A 23568-nucleotide genomic window follows, 5' to 3' on the forward strand; every position below is an offset into this window, starting at 1 on the left:
TCTATAAGCCTTTATAGGCCTAAATCTACTTCCATTACATTGTGCTCTACGACGCGTGCCCCTTTTTTGGCAACTAAATCACCACCAGTAGAAGTAAAAATATTTGCGCTAATGATGGTATCCATCGCTGCAGACACACTAGCTGTATTTACTGGCTCGATTGGGTCATCAATAGCGATGGTCGCCGTTTTCCCTTCATTATTAACAAACTGCAACTCTAGTTTTTTACTCATTTCGTTTCCTCCTTCCTATAAATATTTTAAAGAAGCGACTAACCTGCGATAATCTTATAGCTGCTGTTGCGCTCTACATTAGCCAATGTATGCTGTTGCAGCCCAGCAATCGCTAAAGATACAGTTTGAATATCATCAGGTGTTGCTGTTGTTTTTAGATTATTGTAACTTTTAATTTTGTAGATCGCCTTTCCCTCTAAATCAACACCTTGATTATATTCAATTCGAAGCTTGCTTTCGTTCATTACTTCCGTTGCCATCTGTTCATCACCTCCCTTCAACCTATATATAGGCGTGAAAAATAAAAAAGGGAGACATCTCGTTATTTTTCTACAAAAAATAGTAAATCATAATATATAAAATGTGCTTTTTTCGTCACCATAAAAGTGGCTCAATTCCGAAAATTCTTTTATGATAGAATTAGTAAGTATTCATCCTGAGCTCTTCTAAATAGAATGACAATTAGATTACCATGAAAGAAATGAGGGAAACCCTATGGAAGATAGAAAACAATTATTAAAGGAAGCAGAAGAGATGCTCGCTTTGACTAGCCGCACTTTTGTTATTCCGATTTCTCGTTTGGAAGGCTCACTCCATCACGTCGTAATGGCTGCATACCTTTGTATGCGAAGCATTGATGAAATAGAAGATCATCCAATTCTAGCAAGAGAGAATAAAATTCAACTCCTTACCTCAATTGGAGAGCGTATACTGAACGAAGATGATTCCCTTTCCCCCTTGTTCGAACCATTTATTGATATGTTGCCAGAGGTAACTGTAAGAATAGACGATTGGCTCAGCCTCATTCCTTTGGAAATTTCCTCAAAGGTACGGCTTTTTATCTCGAACATGGCGTTAGGGATGGCCTCCTGGACAGAACGGAATTGGCTTGTACAGACGGAGGAAGATCTTGACGATTATACATATGTTGTAGCTGGTTTAGTCGGTGAGCTATTATCTTTTCTATGGAAATGGCATGATGAAATTGATACTGATTCTAATCTAGCCGTAGCTTTCGGACGAGGCTTACAAGCTGTGAACATCGTCCGCAATCAAAGGGAAGACTTAGGTCGTGGCGTCTCTTTTTTCCCAGAGGGCTGGACCCAAGAAAAAATGATACACTATGCAAAAAAACAACTTGCCCAAGCTGATGAATATATTACAGCGATTCACTCAAAGCCTATCTATGAATTTTGTTCCATACCATTAGCGCTTGCACATGGAACCCTTCGCGTCATTGAAAATAATCAAGAAAAATTACAGCGCGAGGAAGTTGTCAAAATTGTTGATACTATTATTGGGTAATTAATTCCTTTTCGAAAATAAAATGTCTGGTTATTACGATTGAGTTCGGTTTTTATGGAGTAACCATCGTTAATAAAATCCTGCAGGTCAAATTGAAGACCAAATCATAACGATTTGGTCTTTTCTAACTCTCAACTATTCTCACTCTCTACTTTCTCATCTTCCCCACCCACAGCAATTTCCGATTTGGAATCGCCAAAATGATTGACAGCTCCACGCGAAACAAAGCTTTCCAACAAAGCCTTTAAATCCATACCAGTCGTTTCTTTTAAACTTTCTTGTAGTCCTAGCATTGTTTTTGTTACATTATTAGTGATCTTTGCGGCTCCACTAGATTCAGAGCCACCCATATCAATCACCTTCATTCCCTCTATTTTCGAAAGCGGTTGGGCGACCTCACGAGCGTATTTAGGGAGCATATCAATGAACATTTCCAAGATGGCGGCTTCCCCATATTTTGCCATTGCTTGAGCCATTAATTCTTTCGCTTCCGCCTCTGCCCGTCCTCGTTCCCGAATTACAGCTGCTTCTGCAAGACCTTTTTGTTTTTCAATAAGTGCTTTCGCTTCTCCATCGATTTTAGCTTTATTAGCCTCAGCTTCGGCTTTTGCTTTAATGTCGTATGCATCAGAATCGGCAAGTGCTTTGCGCCGTTTTTGTTCTTCCAGCTCTAATTCGACCAATCTTTGGCGCTCAATAAACTGGATTTTCATTTCTTCTTCCTTCACTTGCTGAGCTAGTCTTGCTTTTTCTAATTCATATGATTGTTCAGACTTTGCCCGTGCTCTTTCCGTTTCTTCCTTTATTTGCGCTTCTTTAATATCTTTTTCTTTCTTTGATTCGGCAATTGCCGATAAACGCTTATTTTCCTCGTCTTGTGCTTCTTGATCATTTTTCGCTTTATAAATGCGAGTTTCTTTTTCCGCATCTGATTCAGCCATTTCCGCTTTTTTGCGAATTTCGGCAATCCGCGGGCGGCCCAAGTTTTCTAAATAGCCATTTTCCTCATCAGCATCACGCAAATCATCTAAACCAAACGAAGTAATTTTGAAGCCCATATTATCTAGCTCTTTTTGCGCAATGTCCTGCACTTGTTGATTAAACGATTCACGGTCATTATTAATCTCTTCAACCGTAAGTTTTGATAAAATCGCCCGCAGATTCGTTCCTAGTACTTTTGAAACTTCTTCTTCAATTTCAGGTTGTTTTTTTCCTAAAAATTGTTCAGCATAATTGGCAATTCCATTTAAGGAGTCAGCAATTTTAACTGATGTAATCGCATCGGCAATAACTGGCACTCCTTGCGCCGTATATACCTTTGGAGTTGTCAATTTAATTTGGAAAGAATTTAAATCAACAGGTGTGCAAGTTTGAAATAAACGCAAGCGCAACCCGCCTCCGCGAATAATTTTCAAACTTCTTCCATTCTCATCTTCAAAAATACGTGGGTCACTTTCTGGGTTCCCCAAATTTGGTCCAGTAATGATTAAAGCTTGGTTTGAGCTTGCTGTGCGATACCGCTTTTTGAAAATAAAAAAGCCGATGCCGCCACCAATGAGCAAAATAAAAAGAATAATACCGCCTAAAATTAACCAGATAAAGCTCCACATTTCTTCGAACCACTCCTTCCAAGATAGTGAGCGTATTGATTCCCGCTCCCATTAATGATTACGTTCTGTGTTTCAAAAGGTTACAATAAAAATAATATTTAGGATATTTTCCCCAGATTTATAGTAGGTCTGTAGTATATAATAGAAAAAGCTACTCTAATAATGAAACTTGTCCACATATTTTGTCGTATAATAGGAGTAAGTGAAACACTCAATATTTATAGGAGAAGATTGTATGAAATCATTTTTTTCTTTTTTATTACGTAGCTTCCTGTCTTTGGTGGCATTTGCAGTGGTTTGGCCACTATCATTTTTTGGGTTTAATCAGTCCTTTTGGGTATCCTCTTTACTAGCAATTATTGGGGGTGGCGTAACGAGTTATATTTTAAAAAGACGTGAACAGCTAAAGCTATTGAAGAGCAATGATTTAACTAAAAAAGAGTTTCAATATATTGAGCGTAATTTAAAAGAAGCACAGCATAAAATAAAACGGCTAAACAAGGCGCTTCTTGGCATTCGTTCCTTTCGCGCTGCCAGGCTAATCGGCTCCCTGCAACGGGTCGTTAAACAAATTTATCAAATTGTAAAAAAAGAACCAAAACGTTTTTACCAAGCAGAACGTTTTTTCTTCTATCACTTAGATTCAGTTGTTGAATTATCGGAGCGCTATGTTTTTTTATCTCAGCAAAATGTAAAAGATTTAGAGGTACGGTTGTCGCTGTCTGAAACGGAACAGACGCTTGAAAAACTTGCAAAGTCACTTGATGATGATTTACTGACGATTCTTTCAAATGATATAGAAACATTAAATCTAGAACTTGATGTTGCTAAAAAAACGCATGAACGCAATCATAGTCTTTTTCAAGATGACAATTTGCAATCATCTAAGTTTACGCATACTGAAAATAATAACGCCAATCAGAAGCTTTTAACAGAAGAAACACCAGCAATTAAAATTAATTTTACAGATCAAATTAAACGTGATAAAAGTGAATTACCCGATGAAAGGAGATTATAATGATGAGCAATGAAATGAAAAATGAAAATTCAAATGTTGGCAGCGATGGGCTAACTGATTTACTAGCAAACCCATTTGGGGAGATTGACAAGGAGCCTATGCCTGTCGTTTCTTTCGATGAAGAAAAACCGAAACGTTTAATTGATACATTACCGGTAGAATACCGTGAAAAAGCAGTTCAATTGGCAACACAAATTAATCCAAAAGACCAGCAGGCCATCGTTCAATTTGGAACTGCCGCACAAACGAAGCTTGCCAATTTCTCTCATTCAATGCTTGAGCATGTCCAAAATAAAGAAACTGGGCCAATTGGTGATGTACTGAAAGAGCTTATGCAAAAACTGGAACAAGTTAATCCAGAAGAATTAAGCGGCGATAAGAAAAACTTTTTCCAGCGCATGTTCAATAAAGTTTCAAGCTCTGTCAATGAAATTTTATCGAAATACCAAAAAATCGGTTCCCAAATCGATAAAATCGGCGTCAAACTCGATCATCAAAAAAATACACTATTAACTGACAACCGTATGCTTGAGGAACTGTTTCAAAAAAACAAAGAATACTTTGAGGGCTTAAATATTTATATTGCAGCTGGTGAAATAAAATTGGACGAACTCCATGCAAAAGATATTCCTGCCCTCAAACAAAAAGCGGAACAATCGGATGACCAAATGGTCTATCAAGAATTAAATGACCTAGCCCAATTTGCGGACAGGCTTGAAAAACGTCTTCATGATTTGAAGTTAAGTCGGCAAATCACGATTCAAAGCGCCCCACAAATTCGCATGATTCAAAATATGAATCAAGCATTAGTGGAAAAAATTCAGTCATCCATTTTAACGGCGATTCCGCTTTGGAAAAATCAAATCACAATTGCCTTAACATTGTATCGACAAAAGCGTGCAGTTGAAGCACAAAAGCAAGTAAGCAAAACAACAAATGAGCTTCTCTTAAAAAATGCAGAAATGTTAAAAACAAACAGCATTGAAACAGCGATTGAAAATGAACGAGGTATCGTCGATATTGAAACATTGAAAAAAACACAGGAAAATTTAATTACAACATTACAAGAAACGATCCGCATTCAGCATGAAGGCCGGATAAAGCGTCAGCAAGCCGAGCAAGAATTAATCAAAATGGAAGACGAAATGAAGCAAACGCTGCTAAGTTTAAAATAGGCAATAACGCTTAGAGTGAAATTCCCCCTCTCTCTAAGCGTTTCTGTTTAATAAACGTTGAAAACAATTTTACCTCCTCAGTATCAATTTTCGTAACAAGATATGTTAAAGATTTAGATGGACAAACCTTTTCTTCTAGCACTTCAATCATTTTTTTCTCCATAATCTCTTCTTTTACCATCGTTATTGGTAAATATGAAACACCAAAGCCTTCTTCAATAAATCGCTTTGTCACTTCGATTTGGTTGACCTTCATCGTTTGCACATTGGGATAATGTTTTTTCACCTCAACTATGAGCGTGTCCCAATATTCAGGATGGTTATCAGTAATGAGCCTATATTTTTGCAGCATATTTTTTTCACAATAAAAATTATTTTCTCTCCTTCCTTCATTTGGTGCAACTAAAATAACATTTTCTTCGTGAATCATTATGCAGTTTAGATTCGGCTGAACTGGCTTCATTCTCGTTAATCCTAAGTCGGCTCGTCCTGCATTGATTTCTTCACCAATTTCAAATGATTTTACGATATTAATCATAACCTCAATTGATGGATGCTGACTGATGAAATCCCGCAGTAAAGAAGGTAAAATCGAAGCCGCTATTTGAGGTGCAACGGCAATTGTCAGTTTTTTGTCATAGCCTTGTTTCCATGCTTGAAAATCCTTCATTCCCTCATCATAAGCGGAAACTATGGTTTGGGCATGTTTTAAAAATCGATACCCTGCAGGAGTTAAATGAACCTTTTTTCCATTTCTCTGAAATAATTGAATTTGCAAAAATTCTTCAAGTCTTTGGACATGCTTTGTAACTGCTGGCTGGGTTAAAAAAAGCTCCTCAGATGTTTTTCTAAAATTCTCTGTTTGCGCCGCAATCATAAACGTTTTGAGCCACTTCATTTCCATAGTGAATACTTCTCCCCTTATAACAACTCGTTATTAATATTCTTTATTTTTATTAATTCCCATTATATATCTTCTACATTATAATTCAATTAACAAATAACCAATGGTAAATGAGGAGGATGTATGATGGGAACTATTCAAAATGTAAAAGACCAATGGAATGCAAATCTTTATGATTGTAACCATTCGTTTGTTTCAAATTACGGGGCGGATGTTGTTGAACTATTAGCGCCGAAAAAGGATGAGAAAATTCTTGATTTAGGCTGTGGTACTGGAGATTTGGCGAAAAAACTATATGACATGGGAATTCAAGTAATGGGTGTTGACAACTCAGCCAACATGGTTAATCAAGCAAAAGGCAAATACCCAGAAATTAAATTTCATATTCATGATGTCCTTGATTTACCATACAAAGATGAATTTGACGCCGTTTTTTCAAATGCCGTATTACACTGGATTAAAGAGCCGAAAGAGGCACTAAAAAATATATACAAGAGCTTAAGAAAAGGCGGAAGATTTGTTGCGGAGCTTGGTGGTAAAGGAAATGTGCAAATGATAACGGATGAAGTAAGAAAGCAATTTCAAAAGATAGGATTGGCTTTTGATGAAGAAAAGTTTCCTTGGTACTTTCCCAGTATCGGCGAATACACATCACTTATGGAAGAAGTTGGATTTCAAGTCCTTTTCGCCTATCACTTTGATCGACCAACTGAATTGGAGGGAGATGATGGTCTAAAGAATTGGCTAGAAATGTTCGGTGCTCTGATGTTTAGCGGATTAGAGGAAGAAACTAAACTTTCAATTATTAAAAATGCTGAATTCAACTTAAAAGATATCATGTTTGAAAACGGAAACTGGATTGCCGATTACAAGAGACTTCGCATTGTTGGTATCAAAAAATAATCCAAATTAATTATAAATTTAGCTTAAAATTACGTTTATTCATAATATTGAGCGTTTTATTTATTTTAAAAGTCAAATATTGTCGCTTTTTGAAAAAATTCCATGAAAATTGCAAACAAATCTCTCATGAATGTTTTAATATGGACTTAATTAGTTGGAAGGTATCCGTTATAATGATATTCAGGAAATATTTTCATATTATTACTTTTTAGGAGAGACGTAGAATGCTAGAAAAACTAAAACCTACAATAAAGATTGATCAGCTTCTTAAATATGGAACGGATATTGAAATGAAGGGGCGGTTTAAAGAAACATTAGAATATAACCATTTTACAATCGAAGACCAAAATAGATTAAAAGACATCGTTTTGTTGCTAGAGTCAAATACGAACGAAATAGTAGAAATTTTTGAAACATCACTCCAAAAACTTAAAGATGAAAGCACAACTACGATTTCGAAAGAATCAATTAGCCGCTATATACAGACATTTTTCTATGAAGAAAGAAATTTAGATTATGTTGATAAAATTATTACTTTTTTTGAAGAATTGCATGCGAAGCATTACAATATTGGGAAACTAGCCATCGTTTTTAATCAGTTGAATTTTTATTTAACTACCCATCTTTTATCAAAAAAAGGCCTACATCCTCATAAGTGTATACATTTAATGGAATCGCTACAACGCTCCATTAATATTGAACAAGAAATCCTTATTGAAGTATTTTCTGAAAAGTTAGTTGAACAAGTATCCGAGGGCATCGCCCACTTAATGGATAAAAATGCAGAAATCATGTACATCAAAGATCTCATTCAAAGCTTGGAAGAACAAAATCGTGAAATTCAAAATGTGACAGCAGCAACTGAAGAAATTACAGCATCTGTTACAGAGGTAGCAAAATCTGCAACAAATGTATCTGAAAAAACGGCCCAAGCTGTTGAGAAAGCCGAAAATGGAAAAAATGAAATTAGCGATGCCCTAGATGAAATTATTCATACACGGGATACATTTGATGAAATTGTCAAAAACTTCTCGAACCTAATCAAGTATGTTTCAACAATCGAAGACATGGTTGGCTTAATTAACGGAATTGCTGATCAAACAAATTTACTTGCCCTTAATGCTTCCATTGAAGCAGCACGTGCTGGGGAGCATGGCAAAGGCTTTGCAGTCGTGGCTAGTGAGGTGCGCAAACTAGCAGAAAATACACTTTCTTCCCTCAAGCAAGTTCAAGAAAACGTGCAAAATTTACGATCATTTTCAACTGAGGTTTCCGATTCTATTAATTCGACCTCTGTTGTTATTGAAAAAGCTACAACTGAAGCACAAGAAGCGTTGCCATTGTTAACAGAAATTGTTAATGTTGTCGAAGAAATCAACCAAGATACAATGAATATTGCATCAGTATGTGAAGAACAGGCAGCAGCTACCGATGAAATCGCAAATCGAATGGCTTCTATCTCAAACTTATCAGATGTTGTTCGCGATCTCGGAAGAAACACCGGGGCGGCCGTCTATTCTTTAAGTCAATCGATTGACTCATTCAGACAAGAAGTCATTAGCTATAATAATATTAAATTATCAACAAAAGCATTATTAAGCTTATCGAAAACAGACCATATTTTATGGAAATGGCGCATCTACAATATGTTCTTAGGATTAGAAACAATTGATCCTAATGATGTTACAGCTCACCACAATTGTCGCTTAGGAAAATGGTATTTCAATGAAAATACAAAAGAACGATGCGATCAGTATGCAAGCTACCGATTGTTAGATGAACCACACGAACGTGTCCATGGCTGTGCAAAAAGAGCCGCCGAAGCTTATTTAAGAAATGATATCGAAACGGCTGAAAAGCATTTAGCAAGTCTTGAAGATGCCTCGAAAGATGTACTGAAACATATTAACCAGCTTTTAAACGATTTAGAACAAGAAAAGCAACAAAAATTAAAATAAGGGACGACTTTAAGGGGGACCCTATGTAAGGTCTCCCTTTTTTATATATTCAAATAAAAATGACTGTCCCGCCCGATAAAATCTTGGGTCATATAAACCCAGATATTTTTCATCATCACACCTGATTGTGTGTTTAGCGTAATATACCAAAAAATCGCATATTGCACTAATGATGAGCCAAAAAGAGAGATTGTTTGGCTGCTTAAAAAGATAGTAATATTCCTTTTCCAATGATTCATAGCTTGTTTATTTGTCCGTTCCATTATTTACCCCGACCAAAATATCTAAATCTACTGTAATATCGGCAGATTCCATATTAATAAATTGATTAATATGCTCTGTATCCGAAGACCAGGCAAGTGGCGTCATTTTCACTAGATTACCCAGTTCCTCTTTATTCAATTTTTTTGTATAACACAAATTGAAATGTTCTATTAAGTTAAAATGCTGTTTAAAAAGTTCAACTGTTTTATCATTTTTATATACCTTTTTTTCCTCATTATCAAAAAGAGCTTCGCGCAGCTGTATGAGATAATTGGAACGTGGAACAACCTTAACTACTAGCCCATCCTTAACTATTATTCGCTTGAATTCCTTGTAATTGGAAGGAGATAAGATGTTAAGAATGACATGACAGGATTGATCAGCTAACGGAGATTTTGCTAAATCCCCAACAAGCCAAATCGGGTTTTCGTATCTTTTCGCAGCCTGGATAATCCCTTCCTTTGCAATATCAAGTCCGATACCTATCAGTGTATTATCTTCACTCCCATCCAAAATCTTTTGTAAATGTGATCCTTCCCCACAGCCAAGATCAACAATAACAAAGGGGGTATTTGAAACATTTGAAACGTCTAAATGGCTCTTTATTAATTTAGAAATTGTGTCATGCATCATTGAATATAACTGACTCTCGATTATAATGTTGTGCCTTGCTTCAAACAGTTCTTTGCTATACTGGCTATTTGGCTGATGGGGCACGAGATTAACATAGCCCTGTTTAGCAAAATCAAATGTGTGATTATTCATACAAACTAGACTTTTCAAATCGACCACTCTCATCTTACTATCACAAAGCGGGCATTTAAATGCCAAAACCAATTCACTTACGCGATTTGCACTATTTATTTTTTTCGACATTTTTTGTACGTCCTTTCAAGATAAAAAAACACAGACATTTGCCTGTGGTTTTATACTTAATAGCTAATCCTATTATATTATGAATAAACAAAATATCACAGTAAAACAAATGTTAGTACCGATAGCACCAAGGATGTTAGTAGCATCGCCACAAAGGGCCGCAATGCTTTTGTTTTAACATCTTCGAGGCTGACATTTAAGCCAAGGCCAACCATTGCCATTGTTAAACTAAATGTTGTCAACGTTGCAATTGCGTTTTTTACCGTATCTGTAACAGGTATAATCGGACCAAGCACATAGCTGCCAAAGAAGCTCATTGCAATAAATCCAAACAGGAACCACGGGATATTAATTTTCTCGTCTGTCCTTGTATTATTTTTACGTTTCATCCAATAAATCAAAATAAAACAAAGCGGAATTAATAAAAATACCCGTCCAAGTTTTGCAAGCAATCCAATTGCTAATGCATCTTGCCCACCAGCCGCAGCGGCAAGTGCGACATGGGCCAACTCATGCAAGCTGATGCCTGACCAGATGCCGTATTTTTTTGCCGTTACATCTAATACTGGCAAGAGCAGCGTGTAGCATATTGCAAAAATTGTCCCTACTAACGCAATTATCCCGACACTCGTTGCTGTATCTTCATCCTTAGCCTTAATAATTGGAGCAACAGCCGCAATCGCTGCCGCTCCACACACACCTGTGCCAACTCCTAAAAGAAGAGATATTGAGAAATCTGCTTTCAGCCATTTTGCCAATAATAATGTAATGGCGATTGCAAAAATAATCGTTCCCGCATCCCAAAGAAAGAGTCCTAACCCTTCATGAAAAATAATATTAATATTTAGTTTTAAACCATAAAGGATAATTGCAAACCGCAATAATTTTTTTGAAGAAAATTGAATTCCAGCTGTTAAATTTGCAGGGTAGCCCCAAAATTGCCGATAGATTACCGCTAATATAATCGCACAAGCCATTGGTCCAAGGAGATGAAAACCAGGTACTAGAGCTAAAACATATCCTAAACAAGCAATCATAAAAGTAAATGCTATTCCCTTCCCCATTATAAAACCACTACCTTTAATAATTTTTTCGAAGCTGCTCTTTATAATTTCATCATATTACAGCTCTTAACATAAGGGAAATAAATCATTATAATACCAATAATAAGTATTTGCTTATAATTAGTTTTTAGGAGAAGAGGTATAGGATGGATTATCAATTGCTTGTCTTTATAAAAGTCGCAGAGTTGCAAAACTTTTCACGAGCAGCCAAGGAACTACATATGTCTCAGCCAGCGGTAAGCCAGCATATTCAGGCACTAGAGCAAAGAATGGGGACGACGTTATTAGAAAGAACAAATAAATATGTCCGATTAAATAAAGCTGGTGAAATTGTCTATCATACAGGAATAGAAATATTGCAGGCCTACACTCGAATGAACAATCTAGTCAACGATTTAGTTTTTATTGGTAAAGGAGAAGTCTCAATTGGAGCTAGCTATACATTTGGAGAGTACATCCTGCCTCATATAATTGCCCAGCTACGCCAGGAATTTCCGTTAATCATTCCGAAAATAGTGATTGGTAATACGCACAATATCGCGGAAATGATTGACCTAAAGCAGCTTGATGTAGGCATTGTGGAAGGTCATTTTAAACAAGATAGAATAAAAATAGAGCCATTTGCCGATGACAAGATGTTTGTTGTAATATCGACAAATCATCGCTTAGCAAATAAAATGGAAATCTTACTTAGTGATTTACAGAATGAAACATGGATTTTACGAGAAACAGGGTCAGGTACAAGAGAAGCAGCGGAGACGATGTTTTCTAATTTTAAATTTACCCCGAAGGAAATTATGGAATTTGGAAGTACACAAATCATTAAGGAGTCTGTCGAAGCAGGTGTAGGTATTTCATTACTATCACATTGGGCCGTAAGAAAAGAAGTTAATTTAGGTAGTTTAAAATTATTAAAAGTAAATGGAAATCCGATTATCCGCAAATTTTCTATCATCAGGAAAAAGACAGAATTCCATACGAAAGCATCAGAGTTATTCCTAGAGATTTTACAGAAAAATAAAGCACTAACCTTTCCAAAATAGACAACTTTATTCTTTTTAGAGAAATATTTCGCTTTGCGGACAAAAAATCTTGCCATGCCTGATTTTTGTCCGGAATGCGGCAACTGGAGGACAGGTTCTCATGCCACGACTAAAATCTTGTCCGTATTTGGTTAGCAAGGCAAATTGAATTGCCATGAAACCCCAAATTGATCAACAATCCAGCCAAACTTTTTACTGAATTGGTAATCCCCTAACGGCATTAAAGCTTGTCCGCCTTCTATTAATTTTTCATAAAGCCTATCAATTTCCTCTTCGGTGTCACATGTTACAAAGATGGAAAACGAGGGTGTAAACGTAAATTCATGTTTAACATTACTGTCTATACACATAAACTCCTGCCCTTTTATAGAAAAAACAGCTTGCATCACAGTACCTTCTGCACCAGATTCATTTGGGCCGTAACGAATGATGCTTATTATAGCTGAATCCTCAATTAAAGATGTATAATAATTGATTGCTTTTTCAGCATTTCCTTGAAACATTAAAAATGGTGTAACCTTTGACATCACTTTCTCCCCTTCCTACATATTATTCAAACATTTTTGAGAATCATACGCGGACTTTTGTGTCTACTTTCCATTCTATCTCGAAATTTTGGAAATCATGCGAGTTCTGTACTTCCTGTTTTATCAGGTTTGCCACAGTTCTCTGAAATCATACAGTCACTTTGGGGCAAATTTTGAGCTTTACACACATTCAGCTAAATGCATTAGTAGTGATAATACCACATATAGATAAAAAGGAAGTTATTTTTAAAACAGTACCTTGCAATATATAATACTGCGTGATATATTATTCGTACAGATGCTAATTATAAAACAGTACTATACATTGATTAGTAGCTACATTAAAAGTGAGGTGAAATCCGCTTGAACGTACAATTTAAAAAAGGTGTATTAGAACTTTGTGTGCTTGTGTTATTAGATAAACAAGATCGTTATGGATATGAGCTTGTCCAAAAAATATCAGAACAAATTGACATCTCTGAAGGTTCGGTTTATCCATTATTAAGACGTCTTACAAAAGAAGGATATTTTACAACCTATTTACAGGAATCTTCTGAAGGCCCTTCTCGTAAGTATTACCAATTAACAGATAAAGGAAGGAAATATCTTTATTCACTTATTCAAGAATGGCAGGAATTCTCTAGAGGTGTTAATCAATTAATTAAAGAAGGTGTCAACCATGAATAAAAACGAGTTTCTAAAAAAGTTAGACTTACATTTAAATAAACTTTCCGCTGAAGAACGGCAGGATATTTTACAGGATTTTGAGGAGCATTTCACCATAGGTTTAGAAGAAGGAAAAACGGAAGAAGAAATATCAGCCTCACTTGGCTCTCCTAATCAAATTGCGAAAGAAATACTAACAACGTATCATCTTGAAAAAGTAGAAAGTCATGCAACAATTGGCAATATCTTTCGAGCTGTTTGGGCAACGATTGGTATAGGCTTTTTTAACATCGTAATCGTACTTGGGCCCTTTATTGCATTGGTTGGCCTAATTTTTGCAGGCTGGACAACAGGAATCGCGTTTATTGTTTCTCCTTTACTTGTATTAATAAATACTTTAATCTACCCTGATACGTTTGAGCTTTTTGATTTATTCGTTTCAATCAGCCTTTCTGGACTAGGGTTATTTATTACTATAGCGATGTACTTTATTTCACGATTATTAATAAAGGCTTTTATCAAGTATTTACAATTTAATGTAAAGCTAGTGAAAGGCGGTTTAAAAAATGATTAACATTAAAAAAATCTCAGTTGTTGCTCTAATTCTACTTGTTGCTGGTATAATTGGGGCTGTAGCAACATTTAAATCAGTTTACAAAGAAGAACGCGTCCTTGAAGATAAAGTTATTGAGGAAAGTCAGTTTACAAATATTGATGTCAACGCTGACAATGCCCGCATAGAGATTTTTCCAACGGATGAGGCAAAAACTAAAGTCACACTTACCGGAAGCAACACTAAATATCAATTTTCTACTAATGTAGGTGAATCAACACTTTCAGTTAAAATGAACTACCAAAGTAAAAAGCTATTTAATTTCGGCTTCCATCCGAGAGGTTTTAAGCTAAAAATAAGAGTTCCTGAAAAAATGTACGACAACTTAAAGGTTCAAAATAATAATGGGACAATCCATATCGAAAACTTAAGTGCAGCAAATTTTCATGGCCATAATAATAATGGAACTATGCAAATTGAAAACTTAAAAGCAGACAATTTTTTCGGACAAACAAATAATGGAAAAATTGAACTAAGCGGCATTGAAGGTTCAGCTATTACGACCGAGGCACAAAACGGTCGAATTGGAATGAAGAATGTTGTTTCCAAAACAGTAAAAATAAAAGTGTCAAACGGAAGTATTTCCCTTACCAACGTTGAGGGGAATCTTGTTGGTGAGTCACATAATGGGAGCATCATGTTAAAAACAAGTTCTTTAGATCGCCCCATTGATTTTGAAACTAACAACGGTCAAATTAACATCCAATCTGAGAAAAAACCTACAAATGCTCGTTTCGAAGTTTCCATCGCGAATGGCAAGGCAAATATTTTGGATCATACCGATAAAAACTCCTTATTTTTTGGAGATGGCAAAAACTTAATCAAATTATCTACTCATAATGGTAAAATTACCGTTACAGACTAAAGACATTCTGAAACGCTCGATGTGGTAATGCACGAACACTTATTTCCTAACCATACGCATAACCGTGATAAAACTAATAGGCGGCTTCCCTTAAAGGACAGCCGCCATTCATTCATCCAACTTTTCCGCTTTCAATCGAACTCTCTTTAGAATTCTTCTTTTTCATCCTATATCCTACATATAGAATTAAAAACCATACTGGTGCTACATATAGCGCCATGCGCATTTCAGCAATAAAAGCCATTAAGACAATAACAAGTGCTAAAAATGCAAGTGCAAAGTATGTTGAAATAGGAAAGAACGGCATTTTAAACGCTAGTTTTCCAACCTTTTCCTTTGTTTTCGTTTTTCTGAACTTTAATTGTGAAATAAGAATGATCGTCCAGCTTGTAATCACTGCTACAGTTGCTACTGAAGAAATATACAAAAATACTTTTTCAGGCACGATATAGTTTAAAAAGACAGCGACTAATAGAAAAGTTGATGAGAACAGGATACCACGTCTTGGTGTGCGATACTTATTAAGCTTTCCAAAATATTTCGGGCCATTATTTTGCAGTGATAAATTGTATAACATCCTCCCGGAACTGAATAAACCACTATTAAAAGCGGACAATGCTGCTGTTAAAACAACAAAGTTAATAATATGGGCTGCTCCAGGAATTCCAATTTTATCAAAAATTAACACAAACGGACTGCCGTTTGTACCGATTTCATTCCAAGGATATAGAATCATCATAATACCTAATGCAGCAATATAAAAAATTAAAATCCGCCAAACGACATTGTTAATCGCAGAGGGAATTGATTTCTGCGGATTTTTAGCTTCGCCTGCTGTAATCCCAACGAGCTCGACACCTCCAAATGAAAACATGACCAAAACCAATGACATTAAAATGCCGTGCATTCCATTTGGCATAAAGCCGCCATGTGACCATAAATTTTCAAGTCCGATTGGATGGCCACCATTGCCGATGCCGAAAAAGATCATGCCAAGACCGAAAAGGATCATGGCAATAATCGCCACTACTTTAATAAGCGCAAACCAAAATTCAAACTCACCAAATGCCTTTACGTTTGTTATGTTTATTAACGTAATCACAACAAGGGCAGCAAGCGCAGTCACCCATTGCGGAATGTCTGGAAACCAGTAGTTCACATAAACGCCAGCAACAGTTAGTTCCGCCATTCCAACGACAACCCACATAAACCAATAGGTCCAACCGGTTAGATAGCCTGCAAACGGCCCTAAGTAACGATTGGCATAAGAACTAAATGAACCGGAAACCGGCTCCTCTACCGCCATTTCCCCCAACGCTCTCATAATTGTAAAAATAACTAAACCTCCGACTAAATAAGAAAGCAAAATGGACGGACCTGCCATTTGAATCGTTGCACTTGAACCATAGAACAGACCAACTCCAATCGCACCTCCAAGTGCTATTAACTGGATATGCCTGTTGTCTAAACCTCGCTCTAGCTTCTCATTTTCATGAATTTCCCCCACACTACTAATCCACCTTTTTTTATATTTTTATTATTCTAGAATAACCAAAAAAAGTGTATTTTTCTACATGAAAGAAGATTCATTATATTTAAACAAACCCTAAATCCTTTTTTATTCTCTTATTTTCAATAACCTTAAGCTATTTAATGTTACAAGCAAGGTAGCCCCCATATCAGCGAAAATAGCAATCCATAATGTCAGCCAGCTTGGAATGACTAACAAAAGAGCTAAAGCTTTTACTGCCAATGAAAAGGTAATGTTTTGCTTAATAATGGCCAACGCCCTTCGGCTTAATTTAATTGTATAAGGCAATTTCTTTAAATCATCAGACATTAAGGCAATATCGGCGGTTTCTAAAGCTGTATCCGTTCCAGCACCCCCCATTGCGACACCAATCGTTGCGGCTGCGAGTGCTGGAGCATCGTTAACACCATCACCTACCATTGCTACCTTTAAGCCACCCTTACGAAGCTCTTTTATATAAGTTAGTTTATCTTCGGGAAGTAGCCCAGCTTTAATGTCTGTCACACCTACTTGTTTCCCAATAGCTTCAGCTGTCCCCATATTATCACCTGTTAGCATGATTGTTTTTTCAATGCCCAACTCGGAAAGTTTATGAATAACGTCACAAGTTGATTCGCGTATTTCATCCGCAACAGCAATCATTAAAAATATTTCTTGTTCGTTTCCTACTAGCATAACTGTTTTCCCTGTTGATTGAAGCGCCGTAATCTCGGCTTTTAATTCCGTTGAAAAACGATTTGTTAAAACCTCTTCAAACAAGCTTGGGCTACCGACATAGTACAACTGGCCTCCTATTTTTGCTTTGATGCCCTTACCAGTAATGGATTGAAAATCCTCCACATACCCAGATATATCGGAAAAATTCAAGCTCAGCTCCTCCGCTTTTCTCATAATCGCAGAAGCTAACGGGTGCTGAGAGTTTTTTTCAAGTGCAGCTGTAATCGTTAATAATTCCCGTTCGCTCCCACCATGAAAAGCAAGCAAATCGGTAACGACTGGGACCCCTTTTGTAAGCGTACCAGTCTTATCAAAAGCAATAACCTTTAATGCACCAGCTTCCTCAAGATAAATACCACCTTTAATTAACACCCCATGCCTTGCTGCATTTCCGATAGCTGTAACGACGGCAACTGGTGTAGAAACAACTAGTGCACATGGGCAACCGACTACTAGGGCAGCAAGCCCCTGATAAATCCACTCATTCCAGTTTCCTCCAAGCAACAATGGTGGAACAATCGCAATGAAAAAGGCTAAAACAATAATGGCAGGAGTATAATATTTAGCAAATTGATCAACAAATGCCTGCGATGGTGCTCTTTCAGCTTGCGCTTCCTCTACTAAATGGATGACTTTGGCTAATGTCGTATCCTCCACTCTTTTAGTAACCTTTATTTCTAGCAAACCTTCTTCATTCAATGTACCAGCATATACTTCATCACTAGGCATTTTGCCAACCGGAATGCTTTCTCCTGTAATAGCTGCTTGGTTAATGGTCGACACACCTTTTAGCACGACGCCATCCATTGCCAACTTTTGCCCAGGCTTTACAATCAAAATATCACCAATTTCAATATCTTCCACATTAACAACCATCTCTTCCGTACCACGACGAATAAAGGCCTCTTTTGGTGCAATATCCATTAAAGACTCCATTGACCTGCGGGCCTTATCCATTGAATAACGCTCTAACACCTCACTTATCGCAAATAAAATAACAACGGTTGCCCCTTCACCCCACTCGCCAATAATCGCAGCTCCAATGATTGCAATTGTCATAAGCGTACTCATATCAAACTTCAAGCGAATTAAATTCTTAAATCCTTTTAAAAATAACGAATAGCCGCCAATTAAAATTGCCCCCGCATAGCCGATCACTGGCAAAATATGCTCTTCCCCATAATAATGACCGAACATCCAGCTAATAATAAGGAAGAGCGCAGATATATATACTTTTATATTTTCTTTTTGCTTTAAAAAAGGAAGCCGTTCTCCCCTTTGTTCCCTCTCACCACGGATTTTCAGGTTTTCAAATGCCCCTGCTTTTTCGATTTCTTCAATCGTTATATCCCCATAAATCGTTATTTTGGCAGCGCCAAAATTTACCTGTGCATCCAAAACACCATCCAAGTGTTTCACGTTCTCTTCGAACGTTTTTGCGCAGCTAGCTCAGGAAAACCCCTCAACCCGATATGTTTTCACTTGCCCATTAGCCATCTTTTTTCACCTCTTTACCTATTATCTCAGTTATATGTTTTAATACAATACGTAGTAGCTGTTACTATATTTATCATTTAAGATGAAAAAATCGGATACTTGAAGTAGCAAAAGCTACTCCGTATCCGATCTCACTTTCCTACAAAATTCATCCAGTGATAGTAACCTATCATGTGCTAAAGCCATGTTCCCTCTCCTCACACAAGATATAGTTTTTTTGTAATTATTTTTTGTAATTATTTCCGGTGCTGCTGGTACGTGCTATCTTTTGTTATCTTTTGTAATGTTTCATATTGACTATTTGTTATCGATATGGATGTTACCGCCTTAACATTTTCCCACAACTGCTCAATACTGCTCGCTCCCGGAATAATTGTAGCAACAGTTTCGTCATACAATGGATATTTCAATGCCAAACTATTGATTGTTTGCGTTGCTTGTGTTATCTCTTTTATTTTTCGATTGATTTGAACAATTTCATCAAAAGAGTAATCAAGATATCCTTTTTGTATCACATGAGCTGTTGTTTTTTCTTTCATTTTTTCGGTAAGCAGCCCTTTAGCTAACGGCCCGCGGGCAATCACGCTAATATTGTTTTCTTTAAGTAGCGGAAAAAGCTCTTCGGGACGGCGGTCAAGCAAGCTATATTGCATCATTACACTGACAATATTTGATTTTTTCATATACTCATTGATGACGTCTGGGCGAATTGATGAAATTCCATAATGGCGGATAAGTCCTTCTTTTTTTAAATCTTCAAAAGCGGCAATTGTTTCATCAATCGAGTCCTCGATTGTTCCGCCATGTAACTGGTACAAATCAATATACTCCGTCTGAAGTCGGCGCAGACTTTCTTTAACTTCTTCTTTTATATATTGGGCCGATGGATCCCAAGTCCATCCATCTTTTTCTCTTGTCCAACGATTACCCACTTTTGTCGCAACGATCACTTCATCACGGCGACCTTTAATTGCCTTCCCTACTATTTTTTCATTTAAGCCAAAATCATACAGGTCAGCTGTGTCTATAAAATTAATACCAAGATGTAGTGCCTCATGGATTATGCGAATTCCTTTTTCTGTATTTGTTCCAAGAGACATGCAACCAAGACCCATTTCACTAACGAACAAATCAGATGTGCCTAGTCGGTTTTTCTTCATCTGTTGAATGTCCTCCTGTTCCTTTCGCCTATTATTTAATATTGTCTTACAGTTCATTTAATTTTTCAAATGAGATGTGTTTCTATGAGTATTTGGGTAAAATATAGTTGAGTCATACATTGTTTTACCAATATAAACTTAGGAGTGTCAATATGCCGTTAAATGTATATCTTACTTATAATGGAAATTGCCGAGAAGCAGTAGAATTTTACGGTCAAGTTTTTGGATCCGAGCCAAAAATCATGTCATTCGGTGATGCACCGCCGAATCCCGAATTTCCTCTACCCGAAGAAGCGAAAAACTTAGTCATCCACGCTGAGCTTACAATTCAAGGTAGCAGAGTCATGTTTTCTGATACATTTCCCGGTAGTCCTTTTATTTTGGGGAACAATATTACCCTTGCTGTAGTTAGTAAAAATATTGATGAAATTGAATCAATCTTTAATAAACTAAAAGAAGGCGGCAAAGTAGAAATGGAGCTACATGAAACATTCTTTAGTAAATGTTATGGCAAGTTGACAGATAAATTCGGAATTTCGTGGCAACTAAGCCTTGAAAATGAGCACTAACAATGCGGGGCCTGACCCCGCTTGTGCTCTTTGATTCCCATAAGTTGATCCACGCCGCTATCAAAAATTTCCTTTTGTCACTTCACCCCACGATTCACAACCTGAATGCCCCCAGAAGCTGAGATGACACTTCCTGTTATGAAATCTGAGTTATCTTCACATAAAAACCCTACAATCCTACCGATATCTTCACCTGTCCCAGAGCGACCAATTGGTGTGTTTTTATCACGTAACATTCTTGATACTTCAATATCTGCTTCCTTCATCTCACCGATAATATCGCCAGGACAAACCATGTTAGCTGTGATTCCATATTCCGCTTCTTCAAGAGCAATCGTCCGCGTTAAAGAAACGAGCCCCGCTTTTGCAGTAGCAAATGCGGAACGATATTTCCAGCCAGGAGTATGCTCAGCATCTTGAAAGCCATACGTTATGATTCTGCCAAACTTCTGTTTTCGCATAATCGGAATCGTCAACTTTAAAAAGTGAAAAACAGCATTTAAATTCCCGTTTATAATCTCATACCATTCCTGGTCATCATACTCAACAAGCTTTTTTCGTTCAAAAATATAAGGCCCAGCATTATTAATAAGATAATCAATTCGGCCAAAGCGGCTCATCGCTTCGTTAATAATATTCACAATATCCTCTTTTTTTGTTACATCTCCTTGAACAAATTGCAACTGCTCCTTATATGGCTCCCATTCAGTCAGTAGTTGAGACACCCTAGTAACATCGCTTCGATAATTAACTGTAACTGAACAACCCATTTGCAGAAGCTGTTCCGTAACTTTTTTCCCAAGCCCTTTCGACCCTGCCGTAATAATTGCATGCCTCAAAAGATTTCACCTGCCTTACATTAAAATTACGGATTTTGTCGTTTTATCTTATTTCTGTTGAAATACTACCGATTAAGCAATGACAAAAATTCAATACGAGCATCAGCTTGATTCGCAAACAGCCCACGAACTGCCGTCGTTGTCGTTGACGAATTTGTTTTCTTAATCCCTCTTCCACACATGCACATATGCTTTGCTTCAACCACTACCATTGCTCCTTGTGGATGAAGAACATCCTCTAATGCATCGGCAATCTCGTTCGTGAGCCTTTCTTGCACCTGAAAACGTTTTGCATAGCCTTCAACCATTCTGCCAATTTTTGATAACCCAGTTATTTTCTCATTTGGAATATAACCAACATGGGCAACACCAAAAAACGGTGCAAAATGATGCTCACACATCGAATAAAACTCAATATCCTTCACAAGCACTAATTCTTGATGAGCAACCTCAAAAACCTTTTCTAAATGTTCCTTCGGATTTTCACGATATCCTTCTGTGTATTCGAGAAAAGCTTTTAAAACGCGATAAGGAGTCTCCTGAAGACCATCACGAGCAGGGTCATCCCCACATAATTGGATTAATTCCTTTAGTGAATCCATCACATTTTGCGCTTGAACGAGCTTTTTTTCGGAAATGGAATTTTGACCAAATACATCAAGCACCATTTGTGATAGTAAGTTACTTTCCGCAATAGACATTATGGCTAACTCTCCTCTGCAAATTCAAATGAAACAATGATGATATTTTATATTTACAAATTAATTAAATGATATTGTATAAAAAATAGCCTATTTCCTTTCGTAAAGTCAATTAATTTGAATTATTACTAAGGAATTACTATAAAAGGCATTACCTCAAGATGAGGAATGCCTTACGAGATTATTTCAAATACTACTTAATATTTTGGGGAGAATTTACTTCTCCCATAAACAAAATGATTCCTGATTCGTTGTCCTGAATGACAAAAAAGAAGGGCCGATTGACATTCATTGTAGGTGTATGAATCATAGCCGTTTCCTGTATCACAACAGCTGTTGCCGCTGCTGCTTCTGTTCCTTTTTCATTGACTTCTATGAAGCTCTTATGAAGAACTTCATCAATGTTAATGCCGACATTTTCAACCATTTGGCTAAAGTCTGCTTCTTCCGAAAATGCGCTTGGCATCCCTAATTTAATCAGTGAATCATTTAATAAAGTAGAGTATTCCAATTTAAATTTTGGCAATGTAAGCGCTACTTCATGTTCCTTTAACTGGCTAACCCAACGATTCCACTGTTTAAGCGACAATTGCTGATATAAATTATCCAATTGTATACCTTCTTTAGCAAGCAATACAATCATACTTAACTCATTGTCTTTATATGGTAAATCAATTACCTGTATCAATTCATCCTCATAATATTTAAAACGATTCGTTTGCCTCATGAAAGGCTGCTGTTTCGGGGCACCCTCGCTTACATAAAATAAATCTTCAAATGTAGCTTTTTCATCAAAGGAATGCTCCCAATTGCCATAAAAATAAATAGCATTTAGCAGATATGCAACAGCATTAGATTGCACATTTTCTATAATATTAGGAATCTTGCCTCTTGTTTTCTCCTTCACCCATGAATTTATTTCATCTGCTGCTTTTGGGTCTGCAAAATCCATTTCCTGGACTTGCGCTAAATAATAATCTTTTGTATTCGTTACAAAATCACTTAAAAAAGGATAGCCTTTCTTAAGCCAAATAGAATTAGCAATATTCAATGTAGCATCGTAATTACGATTGAATGTCCGACTTAAAAAAGAAGCATAAGCCCGGTTGATATTTGAAAGCTCGTAGCCATTTACATGTAAAACATCAGCTATCTCCTTTTCAGTGTCACCAGCCGCACCGTTATAGGTCATTGATAAGGCGGAATGAATGCTAAACGGTGAAAAAAATATATTTGGCTCCCCCTTCTGTTGAACAAGCTCCCCCAGTAAATCAAAAGCAAAGCGGTTATTGGCTTCCGTAATCATTTTGTAATCATTTTCAGAAAATTCTGCTGAACCAAAATTAGGTGAACTTGCCATGTTACAACCTGATAATAATAGAATAAAAGACAAAATAGAAAAGAAACTTTTCAACATTCATTATCGCCTCCAAGCAATAAAATGCCCATCATAATCTATCTTACTAATTAGACGATATTGTTTACAAAAGGTTGCATCATAAAAAGCACTGATAACCATTGCGCGATTAC

At 36.7% G+C, this 23568-nt stretch carries 23 protein-coding genes and 2 pseudogenes; 10 read left to right on the forward strand and 15 right to left on the reverse strand.

Annotated features, from left to right (window positions below; genetic code table 11):
• Positions 1 to 11 precede the first annotated feature (11 nt).
• Positions 12 to 233: a DUF2922 domain-containing protein gene (locus GX497_09405; GenBank protein ID HHY73428.1), complete on the reverse strand. Its 222-nt coding sequence runs from the start codon at positions 231 to 233 to the stop codon at positions 12 to 14.
• Positions 234 to 271: 38 nt separating this feature from the next.
• Complete coding sequence (locus tag GX497_09410; GenBank protein ID HHY73429.1) at positions 272 to 493, reverse strand: DUF1659 domain-containing protein; 222 nt, start codon at positions 491 to 493, stop codon at positions 272 to 274.
• A gap of 235 nt (positions 494 to 728) precedes the next feature.
• On the opposite strand from GX497_09410, the gene GX497_09415 reads away from it, so the two are divergent.
• Positions 729 to 1538 carry a phytoene/squalene synthase family protein gene (locus tag GX497_09415; GenBank protein HHY73430.1) on the forward strand — a complete coding sequence of 270 codons (810 nt, stop codon included), beginning with the start codon at positions 729 to 731 and terminating at the stop codon, positions 1536 to 1538.
• Between the two features lie 131 nt (positions 1539 to 1669).
• Here GX497_09415 and GX497_09420 read toward each other — a convergent pair whose 3' ends face one another.
• Entirely contained in the window at positions 1670 to 3148 is a 1479-nt protein-coding gene (locus tag GX497_09420) for a flotillin family protein (protein ID HHY73431.1), read from the reverse strand.
• Positions 3149 to 3383: 235 nt separating this feature from the next.
• Here GX497_09420 and GX497_09425 point away from each other — a divergent pair, with 235 nt between their 5' ends.
• Together GX497_09425 and GX497_09430 are read left to right on the forward strand one after the other, a co-directional pair.
• Positions 3384 to 4166: a 5-bromo-4-chloroindolyl phosphate hydrolysis protein gene (locus tag GX497_09425; protein ID HHY73432.1), complete on the forward strand. Its 783-nt coding sequence runs from the start codon at positions 3384 to 3386 to the stop codon at positions 4164 to 4166.
• Between the two features lie 2 nt (positions 4167 to 4168).
• Positions 4169 to 5341 carry a toxic anion resistance protein gene (locus GX497_09430; protein ID HHY73433.1) on the forward strand — a complete coding sequence of 391 codons (1173 nt, stop codon included), beginning with the start codon at positions 4169 to 4171 and terminating at the stop codon, positions 5339 to 5341.
• 10 nt (positions 5342 to 5351) lie between these two features.
• On the opposite strand, the gene GX497_09435 is transcribed toward GX497_09430, so the two are convergent.
• Entirely contained in the window at positions 5352 to 6245 is an 894-nt protein-coding gene (locus GX497_09435) for a LysR family transcriptional regulator (protein ID HHY73434.1), read from the reverse strand.
• Between the two features lie 126 nt (positions 6246 to 6371).
• Between GX497_09435 and GX497_09440 the strand changes: the two genes are divergently transcribed.
• Both GX497_09440 and GX497_09445 read left to right on the forward strand, forming a co-directional pair.
• Positions 6372 to 7148 carry a methyltransferase domain-containing protein gene (locus GX497_09440; protein ID HHY73435.1) on the forward strand — a complete coding sequence of 259 codons (777 nt, stop codon included), beginning with the start codon at positions 6372 to 6374 and terminating at the stop codon, positions 7146 to 7148.
• A gap of 224 nt (positions 7149 to 7372) precedes the next feature.
• On the forward strand, positions 7373 to 9106 hold the full coding sequence (locus tag GX497_09445; GenBank protein ID HHY73436.1) for a chemoreceptor protein: 1734 nt from the start codon (positions 7373 to 7375) through the stop codon (positions 9104 to 9106).
• Between the two features lie 21 nt (positions 9107 to 9127).
• On the opposite strand, the pseudogene GX497_09450 reads toward GX497_09445, so the two are convergent.
• The 4 genes and pseudogenes from GX497_09450 to GX497_09465 form a co-directional block, all read right to left on the reverse strand.
• Positions 9128 to 9223, reverse strand: a pseudogene (locus GX497_09450) (metal-dependent hydrolase).
• Positions 9217 to 9369, reverse strand: a pseudogene (locus GX497_09455) (MFS transporter). Before GX497_09455 ends, GX497_09450 begins: the two co-directional pseudogenes overlap by 7 nt.
• Positions 9353 to 10246 carry a methyltransferase domain-containing protein gene (locus tag GX497_09460; protein HHY73437.1) on the reverse strand — a complete coding sequence of 298 codons (894 nt, stop codon included), beginning with the start codon at positions 10244 to 10246 and terminating at the stop codon, positions 9353 to 9355. The pseudogene GX497_09455 and the gene GX497_09460 overlap by 17 nt, the downstream one beginning before the upstream one ends.
• A 95-nt stretch (positions 10247 to 10341) precedes the next feature.
• Positions 10342 to 11310 carry a putative sulfate exporter family transporter gene (locus GX497_09465; GenBank protein ID HHY73438.1) on the reverse strand — a complete coding sequence of 323 codons (969 nt, stop codon included), beginning with the start codon at positions 11308 to 11310 and terminating at the stop codon, positions 10342 to 10344.
• Between the two features lie 146 nt (positions 11311 to 11456).
• Here GX497_09465 and GX497_09470 point away from each other — a divergent pair, with 146 nt between their 5' ends.
• Entirely contained in the window at positions 11457 to 12353 is an 897-nt protein-coding gene (locus GX497_09470; GenBank protein HHY73439.1) for a LysR family transcriptional regulator, read from the forward strand.
• Positions 12354 to 12484: 131 nt separating this feature from the next.
• On the opposite strand, the gene GX497_09475 is transcribed toward GX497_09470, so the two are convergent.
• Positions 12485 to 12880, reverse strand: coding sequence for a VOC family protein (locus GX497_09475; GenBank protein HHY73440.1), 396 nt, complete (start codon positions 12878 to 12880; stop codon positions 12485 to 12487).
• A 363-nt stretch (positions 12881 to 13243) separates the two neighbouring features.
• Here GX497_09475 and GX497_09480 point away from each other — a divergent pair, with 363 nt between their 5' ends.
• From GX497_09480 to GX497_09490, 3 genes are read left to right on the forward strand one after another with little or no spacing between them, the layout of a single operon-like run.
• The gene (locus GX497_09480; protein HHY73441.1) at positions 13244 to 13567 is read left to right on the forward strand and encodes a PadR family transcriptional regulator; all 324 of its coding nucleotides are present in this window, start codon (positions 13244 to 13246) and stop codon (positions 13565 to 13567) included.
• Positions 13560 to 14120, forward strand: a complete 561-nt coding sequence (locus GX497_09485; protein ID HHY73442.1) for a DUF1700 domain-containing protein — start codon at positions 13560 to 13562, stop codon at positions 14118 to 14120. The genes GX497_09480 and GX497_09485 overlap by 8 nt, the downstream gene beginning before the upstream one ends.
• On the forward strand, positions 14113 to 15024 hold the full coding sequence (locus GX497_09490; GenBank protein HHY73443.1) for a DUF4097 domain-containing protein: 912 nt from the start codon (positions 14113 to 14115) through the stop codon (positions 15022 to 15024). The genes GX497_09485 and GX497_09490 overlap by 8 nt, the downstream gene beginning before the upstream one ends.
• 112 nt (positions 15025 to 15136) lie before the next feature.
• Here the strand turns inward: GX497_09490 and GX497_09495 are convergent, their stop codons facing one another.
• The 3 genes from GX497_09495 to GX497_09505 form a co-directional block, all read right to left on the reverse strand.
• Entirely contained in the window at positions 15137 to 16531 is a 1395-nt protein-coding gene (locus GX497_09495) for an amino acid permease (GenBank protein HHY73444.1), read from the reverse strand.
• Positions 16532 to 16642: 111 nt separating this feature from the next.
• Positions 16643 to 18769, reverse strand: a complete 2127-nt coding sequence (gene cadA, locus GX497_09500) for a cadmium-translocating P-type ATPase (GenBank protein HHY73445.1) — start codon at positions 18767 to 18769, stop codon at positions 16643 to 16645.
• A 236-nt stretch (positions 18770 to 19005) separates the two neighbouring features.
• Positions 19006 to 19929, reverse strand: a complete 924-nt coding sequence (locus tag GX497_09505) for an aldo/keto reductase (GenBank protein ID HHY73446.1) — start codon at positions 19927 to 19929, stop codon at positions 19006 to 19008.
• A 152-nt stretch (positions 19930 to 20081) separates the two neighbouring features.
• Between GX497_09505 and GX497_09510 the strand changes: the two genes are divergently transcribed.
• Positions 20082 to 20498 carry a VOC family protein gene (locus GX497_09510; protein ID HHY73447.1) on the forward strand — a complete coding sequence of 139 codons (417 nt, stop codon included), beginning with the start codon at positions 20082 to 20084 and terminating at the stop codon, positions 20496 to 20498.
• 77 nt (positions 20499 to 20575) lie between these two features.
• On the opposite strand, the gene GX497_09515 is transcribed toward GX497_09510, so the two are convergent.
• The 3 genes from GX497_09515 to GX497_09525 form a co-directional block, all read right to left on the reverse strand.
• Complete coding sequence (locus tag GX497_09515; GenBank protein HHY73448.1) at positions 20576 to 21337, reverse strand: SDR family oxidoreductase; 762 nt, start codon at positions 21335 to 21337, stop codon at positions 20576 to 20578.
• Between the two features lie 65 nt (positions 21338 to 21402).
• Complete coding sequence (gene folE / locus GX497_09520; GenBank protein HHY73449.1) at positions 21403 to 22038, reverse strand: GTP cyclohydrolase I FolE; 636 nt, start codon at positions 22036 to 22038, stop codon at positions 21403 to 21405.
• 193 nt (positions 22039 to 22231) lie between these two features.
• Entirely contained in the window at positions 22232 to 23455 is a 1224-nt protein-coding gene (locus GX497_09525; GenBank protein ID HHY73450.1) for a serpin family protein, read from the reverse strand.
• Positions 23456 to 23568 lie beyond the last annotated feature (113 nt).

The organism is Bacillus sp. (in: firmicutes), assembly GCA_012842745.1.
Taxonomy (GTDB): domain Bacteria; phylum Bacillota; class Bacilli; order Bacillales; family Bacillaceae_J; genus Schinkia.